Below are 7,120 nucleotides of genomic sequence, written 5' to 3' on the forward strand. Positions count from 1 at the left end.
CGTCTCGGCGCTGATCAAGCAATCGCAGCGATTGCCCAGCGAGCTTTACCGGTCGCTGACCTGGGACAGAGGCAAAGAGCTTGCCGACCATCAGCGCCTGACATTGGCCACCGAGGTTGATGTCTATTTTTGTGACCCTCGGTCTCCCTGGCAGCGCGGCTCAAACGAAAACACCAACAGATTGCTGCGCCAGTATCTTCCGCGCGGCACCGATCTGTCCTTGCACAGCCAGGCCAAGCTCAGTGCCATCGCAAGGCAGCTCAATGAAAGGCCGAGAAAGACCTTGCTCTATCAGACGCCGGCTGAGAAGTTCGCAGAATGTGTTGCAGCGATCGGTTGAACTCGCCGCCCAAACTGCATCCGAAATGTGATTAGCTAATGTCCTCTTTGGCCGAACGCTTCAAGTCCAAATGACCCCGCTCCGAGTTCGCACCGGTTTGTAAACCGAACTTGGGTTGCCGAAGACAGTCGCTAAAACCCCTTTTTGCTGCGCGAACTAACTGCCAATTTCTCAACTAGTTCATCAGGGATAGGCTTACTCACCGAGAACGTAACTCCGGTCTTGGTTGCCTTGAGTTTCAAAGAAGCGATCTCGTCGGCATGGGCAGCAATTGCGCCCGGGTCAACATATAGACCACATTGTTTACTAAAGGCAGCATAGCCCGCGATGATCGTTTGTTCGATCTGAAATCCGGGCATATCGTACTTAATGACTTCTTCGGCGTCTGGTAGTGCCCGCGATAACGTGCACGCAGTTGGCCCAACATGGCGCGAAACTGCTCCGTTGCGGCGGCTATATAGGCGTCATGGTTATCCTTCTTCGTCATGCTGACGGTATGCCTTTTAGCATGTCCAAAGGCAACAAATGGAGCGCTATAGCTCTTGATGCCGCTGTGTGTCTCCGCGCTCCTAAGATACCGATTGCGGGCATTTGGATCGTTGATGATTGAGGACGGCTTTGTCCGCAGAATGGTCGTTCAAAACTTGCGCAGGACATGATTCAAGTGGGCAGGAGGACCTGCCCATGGCTGATCACTACTGGCTCACCGAGAACCAACTTGAGTGCATCAAACCTTACTTTCCTCGATCCCACGGTAAACCACGTGTCGATGACCGGCGTGGAATCAGTGGGATTATCCACGTTATCCGCAATGGCCTGAGATAGCGCGATGCGCCGGAAGTTTATGGGCCGCATAAGACAATCTACAACCGCTTTGTCTGTTGGTCACGAATCGGCGTGTTTGATTGCATTCTCAGCGGCTTGGCTGCTTGCGAAGAAGAACCAGACATCGTCATGATCGATGCTACTCACCTGAAAGCTCACCGGACTGCTTGTAGTCTGGTAAAAAAGGGCAGCTCCGACGAATTGGCCGAACGAAAGGCGGCCTGAACTCCAAACTTCATGCATTGTGCGACAACCAAGGAAGACCGTTGGTTCTGTGTTTGAGCGAAGGCCAGCTATCGGACCATGTTGGAGCAAAGCTGATATATCCGGCGATACCGAATGCCAAAGTCCTGATCGGCGACAAAGCTTATGACAGCGACGAATTCCGCGACGCACTGAAAGCCCGCAAAATCAAAGCGTGCATCCCGCCGCGATCAAACCGAACCGCGCTGAGGAGTTACTCCAAAGCCTTGTACAAACAGCGTCACAAAATCGAGAACATGTTCGCAAAATTAAAATACTGGCGACGTATCGCAACCAGATATGACCGCTGCGCCCACACCTACTTGTCCGCAATCTGCATCGCCGCATCCGTAATTTTCTGGATCAATCAATGAGTCCTGACCCTAGTACCCTTGCACAGAGGTTTTGACGGGTTGAATGACAGGGCTGCATTCGACCCGTTGCGGTCGCCCGTCATTCGATGGGTCAACGTCGCCATGACGGGGTTAACCAACGAAACGCGCGGCCTATGAACGCTCGGCCATCTTCGCTGACGGGAGTTCCGTGAGCCATCAGCACCTTTTCCGCGGGCCATGAAAGAACATGTTCAAGTGAGGCACGCGCGGCGTTCCGGTTGGTAAATGCTAGACGGAATTTTCTGGGTACCGATGGTTCAGGGGCAACCATCAGGTCCCATTTCGCGACAAACGCTCGCCAGCCGGAGAACCAGTTGGCGGGAAGCTGTTGCAGGAGATCGGTAAAGAGCACAGTGCCGCTCTTGGCGTGAAAAAACACAACCTCGGTGGTGATGACATTGCCCAGCATAAGGACTTGATCGATCTCCCCGGCCCAATACGGCATTGGCGCATTTGCGAGGTCACCATCAAAGTCGAGGTCCTTGCGCTTCTCCCGCAATCCAGGCGGGGCATAGAGATACGCATTGGGGTAGACGCGCTTCCAATCGGTAATGAACACATGATGCAGTGAATTGGGGGCGACCAGATGACGGACTTTCCCGAGGGAATCCACTTCCGCGCGAAGCCCGTCGGTCAGCGCTGTCGGCGACCAAATGAAGAGGTCTCCACCGGCCAACCTTATGACAGCCATACGAGTGGGGTAATGAAATCCCAACGCTGCTACCACGTCGGTCCCATCCGCAGTCCAAATCTCGGGGCCAAATTCCTTCAGCATGTCCGATCCAATGCCGCTGATCTCGTAAAGTGTAGCCGTCGAGAAATCTCCTATGTGGATACGACTGACGTAGCAAACGCTGCTGGCGACTTATCCCAGTTGGGATCGAGTCATCGGGCGGCTATACCGAAACTTCTGGAATTCGCGCTCAGCTGAACTGGGTCGCCCGGTCAAGCCGGGCGTTGACGACCTGTTGTGACGCACCGCCGGTGCACGTATTTCAATAACTTTTCATCCTTGCCAGCAGATCGGCGTGGAAATTGCTGTCGCCGAACAATTCCTGGCAGACCCGCGCGCGCTTCATGAAGAAGCCGATGTCGAACTGGTCGGTCATGCCCATGCCGCCATGCATCTGCACGCCTTCCTGGACCGCCAGCGTCGCAGTTGAACCGGCACGCGCCTTGGCGACCGCCACCGCCGCACCGGCATTTTCAAAATCGCCGTCGAGCGTCTGCAGTGCCTTCAGCACCGCGGCGCGGGTGATTTCGATTTCGACATAGAGGTGCGCCGCGCGATGCTGCAGCGCCTGGAATTCGCCGATCAGCTTGCCGAATTGCTTGCGCTCCTTGAGGTAATTGACCGTGCGGCCAAACACCTCCTCGCTGAGGCCGACCATTTCGGACGCCACCGCGCCGCGGCCGATATTGAGCACCCCTTCCAGCAGCTGGTAGCCTTGATCGATCTCGCCGAGCACGCCATCGGCGTCGACATCGACATTGTCGAACGTAATCCGCGCCGCGTTGTGCGAATCGACCATCGCCGTGCGTTCGGCCTCGACGCCCTTGCTCTTGGGATCGACCAGGAACAGCGTCAGCCCGTCGCGCTCGCCGGCCGCGCCCGCGGTGCGGGCCGCCACGATCAAGAGACCGGCGGTATGCCCGTCGACCACAAGGGCCTTGGCGCCGTTGAGCCGAAAACCGTTGCCGGAACGCACTGCTTGCATTTTGGTCTGCAACGGGCGATGTTTTGTCCCTTCGTCGATCGCCAGCGCGGCCAGCAGGGAGCCGTCGGCGATGTTCGGCAGGTGCTCGGATTTCTGTGCGGCGCTGCCGCCGCGCGACAAGGCCGAAGCGGCGAGCACGGCGGTTGAGAGAAACGGCGACGGCATCAAGGTGCGGCCGATTTCCTCCATCACCACGCCGGCTTCGACGCAACCAAGCCCGCTGCCGCCGAAATTCTCCGGCACCAGCAATCCCGAAAATCCCATCTCGGCGAAAGCCTTCCACAATTCGCGGGAAAATCCGGTCGCGTCCTTGCTGTCGCGCAGCTGCCGCAGATGCGACACCGGTGCCTTGTCGCCGATCAGGCCGCGTGCGCTGTCGCGCAGCATTGATTGTTCTTCATTGAGGACGAGTGCCATGGAGGGGTTCCGGTGTTCGTTTGACTGAAAGCGTTCGGGTTGATGGATCTCGGTGCTTACCCTCATCGTGAGGAGGCGCTCTCCTGGCAGCGCTCTTGCGCTGTCCGGTGCCCCGTCTCGAACCATGAGGCTTCATCCTTCGAGACGCGGCCAAGAGGCCGCTCCTTGAGGATGAGGGGTTTACGCCCCCGGCAAATCCAGAATCCGTTTTGCGACGATACCGAGCATCACCTCGGAGGTGCCGCCCTCGATCGAGTTGGCCTTGGTGCGCAGCCAGGCGCGCGGCCGGGCGCCGGCTTTCGAGCGCTCGCTTTCCCATTCCAGCGCATCGATGCCGCCCGCGGACATCAGGATTTCGTAGCGGCGCTTGTTCAGTTCGGTGCCGTAGTATTTCATCGCCGAGGAAAACGCCGGATGCGCCTGACCGGCTTTCGCCAGATCGACCGCGCGCTCGGCGGCGCAGGCCAGCGCTGCCTCGTCGATCTCGAAAGTGGCGATTTGACCGCGCAGCATAGGATCTTCCAGGCGGCCCTGATCGTCGGTACCGACGGAATCCGCAGCGAGCTGCCCGAGCGGCCGGCCGACGCCGCGCTCGCCCATGCCGGAGATCATCGCGCGCTCGTGTTGCAGCAGGTATTTCGCGACATCCCAACCGCGATTGATGGTGCCGACCACATTGACCTTCGGCACCCGCACATTGTCGAAGAACGTTTCGCAGAATGGCGAGCGGCCCGAAATCAGCAGAATGGGTTTGGTGGAGACGCCCTTGGAGGCCATGTCGAAGAGAATAAAACTGATGCCGTCATGCTTCTTGGCGGCGGGATCGGTGCGCACCAGACAGAAAATCCAGTCCGCGTAGTTGGCGTAGGAAGTCCAGATCTTCTGGCCGTTGATGATGAAATCATCGCCATCGCTCTCGGCGCGGGTCTGCAGCGAGGCGAGATCCGATCCGGCGTTCGGCTCGGAATAGCCCTGGCACCAGCGGATCAGGCCGGCCGCAATCTTCGGCAGGTGTTCCTTTTTCTGCGCCTCGGTGCCGTATTTCAGCAGTGCCGGCCCGAGCATGGAAATCCCGAATGAGACCAGCGGCTGGCGTGCGCCGATGGCCGCCATCTCCTGGCGAACGATCTTGGTTTCCTCCGCGTCGAGGCCGCCGCCGCCGTATTCCTTCGGCCAGTGCGGCACGGTCCAGCCCTTGTCGCGCATCCGCTCGAACCAGACGCGCTGCGGCTCGGAAGAGAATTTGGTATTGCGACCGCCCCAGAAGGTATCTTCCTCTGACGTCATCGGCCGCCGCATCTCCGGCGGACAATTGGCCTCTAACCAGGCGCGGGTTTCGCGGCGAAAGTTTTCCGGATCGGACATCGTGGCATTTCCATTGCGGGGCCGGACCTGTCGGCCGGCGATTGACGCATCGTTCTTGGATCGACCTTAGCCATCGCCTTGCGGAATTCAATATATCTCTGGCTCGCGCCATGCGGCTGCCGATGTGGCCATGATCCCTGATCGGGTGTATTCGCAAAGCCGCAAGGATTGAAAAACAAGAGGAAACCGAGATGCGGCTGAAGTTGCTTTCGCCTGGCGAAATGAACGAGGACCAGAAACAAACCTACGACGAGTCGATCGCCGGCAAGCGTGGCGCCCCGCCACCGCCCATGATGGCATGGCTCAACAGTCCGGAGATGGCGCGGCACGCCACGCGTTTGGGCGCGTTGCTGCGGTTCGATACGGTGTTTCCGGCCAAGCTGTCGGAGATCGCGATCCTGGTCACCGCCCGGCACTGGACGTCGCACTACGAATGGTATGCCCACAAGCGGCTCGCGCTGCAGGGCGGCATGGACCCTGACATCATCGAGGACATAAGGCATCGCCGCACGCCGCATTTCGACGACCCCAAGGGTCAGATGATCTACGACGTCTCCAAATCGCTGCACGAAGGCCATGGCTTGACCAAGGCGCTGTACGACGAGGCCGTGAAGATGCTCACCGTGCGCGGGCTGGTCGAAATCATCGGGCTGTGCGGATACTACACCATGGTGTCGATGACCCTGAACACGTTTGAGTTCGATCTGCCGGAGGGAGAGGTGTCGGAGCTGGCGTAGCTCTTCTCCCTCTCCCCGTTCTTTACGGCGAGAGGGTTGGGGGACTCTCTCCAAGAGTTGATGACCTCACGATAGACCTGCACCCCCTCACCCGGATTTTCCGCTACGCTGAAAATCCACCTCTCCGCGCAGGCGGGGAGAGGTGAAGAAGGAGGTTTTCAACATGCCTGACAACCCAACCGTCATCGCAGGCACACGGATCGGGCATGTTCATCTGAAAGTCGCCGATCTCGATCGCGCGCTGGGATTTTATTGCTGCGTGCTGGGGTTTGAGGTGATGCAACGCCTGAGCTCCGGCGCCGCGTTCATTTCGGCCGGCGGCTATCATCACCACATCGGGCTGAACACCTGGGAAAGCAAAGGCGGCCATCCCCCGCCGCCGGGGACCACGGGACTGTTTCACACCGCGATTCTTTATCCGACGCGGCCTGCGCTGGCGGACGCATTGCGTCGGGTAATCCAGGCGGGAATTCAACTCGACGGCGCCAGCGACCACGGCGTCAGCGAAGCGCTTTACCTGCGCGATCCCGACGAGAATGGCGTCGAGCTGTATTGGGACCGGCCCAAAGAGCAATGGCCGCGCAAGGAAGACGGATCGCTGGCGATGTTCACGCGCCGGCTCGACCTCGATGATCTCTTGCGCCAGCGGGAAGCGTGATCTTTTATGGAGGAGCGCGTCTTCGCGCGCCTCCAACCATGAGGACCGTGACCCGCGGCCTATCCTTCGAGACGCGGCCTGCCGGCCGCTCCTCAGAGCCTGACCGAAAAAGAAAGTTGAGTGATTCCAGCCCGTTGTGATTCCTTCGTGTTTGCGAAGACTCGAGGGAGCACAACATGTGTTGGACTGAAATCACCCGACGTCAATATCGGCGCGACGGACTGCGTTATGCAAGCGGCACCACGGATGCGGAGTGGAAATTGATCGAACCGTTGATGCCTGCGCCATCCCGGCGCGGCCGTCCCCGTGAGATCAATCTGCGAGCGGTCATGAATGCGATCCTCTACATTGCGACCGCCGGTTGCCAATGGCGTGCGCTGCCGAAGGACTTTCCGCCGTGTTCGACGGTTCAGTACTACTTC

Annotated in this window: 8 protein-coding genes and 1 pseudogene; 5 read left to right on the plus strand and 4 right to left on the minus strand. The window is 58.9% G+C overall.

All coding sequences use genetic code 11. The features are described 5' to 3' along the window. On the plus strand, positions 1-340 hold a 340-nt coding region (locus N554_RS0129730; protein WP_036053333.1), incomplete at its 5' end, for an IS30 family transposase. A gap of 131 nt (positions 341-471) precedes the next feature. Here N554_RS0129730 and N554_RS42475 read toward each other — a convergent pair. Continuing rightward, positions 472-699 (minus strand): DUF1801 domain-containing protein, encoded by a 228-nt coding sequence (locus tag N554_RS42475; RefSeq protein ID WP_245283757.1) that lies wholly within the window; start codon positions 697-699, stop codon positions 472-474. Between the two features lie 325 nt (positions 700-1,024). Here N554_RS42475 and N554_RS39115 point away from each other — a divergent pair. Continuing rightward, positions 1,025-1,782: pseudogene (locus tag N554_RS39115) on the plus strand (IS5 family transposase). 91 nt (positions 1,783-1,873) lie between these two features. On the opposite strand, the gene N554_RS0129755 reads toward N554_RS39115, so the two are convergent. The 3 genes from N554_RS0129755 to N554_RS0129765 form a co-directional block, all read right to left on the minus strand. Then, entirely contained in the window at positions 1,874-2,578 is a 705-nt protein-coding gene (locus N554_RS0129755) for a DUF4336 domain-containing protein (RefSeq protein ID WP_029586785.1), read from the minus strand. 220 nt (positions 2,579-2,798) lie between these two features. Beyond that, positions 2,799-3,938, minus strand: coding sequence for an acyl-CoA dehydrogenase family protein (locus N554_RS0129760; RefSeq protein ID WP_029586786.1), 1,140 nt, complete (start codon positions 3,936-3,938; stop codon positions 2,799-2,801). A 180-nt stretch (positions 3,939-4,118) separates the two neighbouring features. After that, complete coding sequence (locus N554_RS0129765; protein WP_029586787.1) at positions 4,119-5,303, minus strand: acyl-CoA dehydrogenase family protein; 1,185 nt, start codon at positions 5,301-5,303, stop codon at positions 4,119-4,121. Positions 5,304-5,494: 191 nt separating this feature from the next. On the opposite strand from N554_RS0129765, the gene N554_RS0129770 reads away from it, so the two are divergent. The 3 genes from N554_RS0129770 to N554_RS0129780 all read left to right on the plus strand — a co-directional run. Beyond that, entirely contained in the window at positions 5,495-6,040 is a 546-nt protein-coding gene (locus N554_RS0129770; RefSeq protein ID WP_029586788.1) for a carboxymuconolactone decarboxylase family protein, read from the plus strand. A 163-nt stretch (positions 6,041-6,203) separates the two neighbouring features. After that, positions 6,204-6,698, plus strand: coding sequence for a VOC family protein (locus tag N554_RS0129775; RefSeq protein WP_029586789.1), 495 nt, complete (start codon positions 6,204-6,206; stop codon positions 6,696-6,698). Between the two features lie 176 nt (positions 6,699-6,874). Continuing rightward, positions 6,875-7,120: transposase (locus tag N554_RS0129780; RefSeq protein WP_029586790.1), on the plus strand; the 246-nt coding region annotated here is incomplete at its 3' end.

This window comes from Bradyrhizobium sp. URHD0069, from assembly GCF_000701345.1.
Classification (GTDB): domain Bacteria; phylum Pseudomonadota; class Alphaproteobacteria; order Rhizobiales; family Xanthobacteraceae; genus Bradyrhizobium.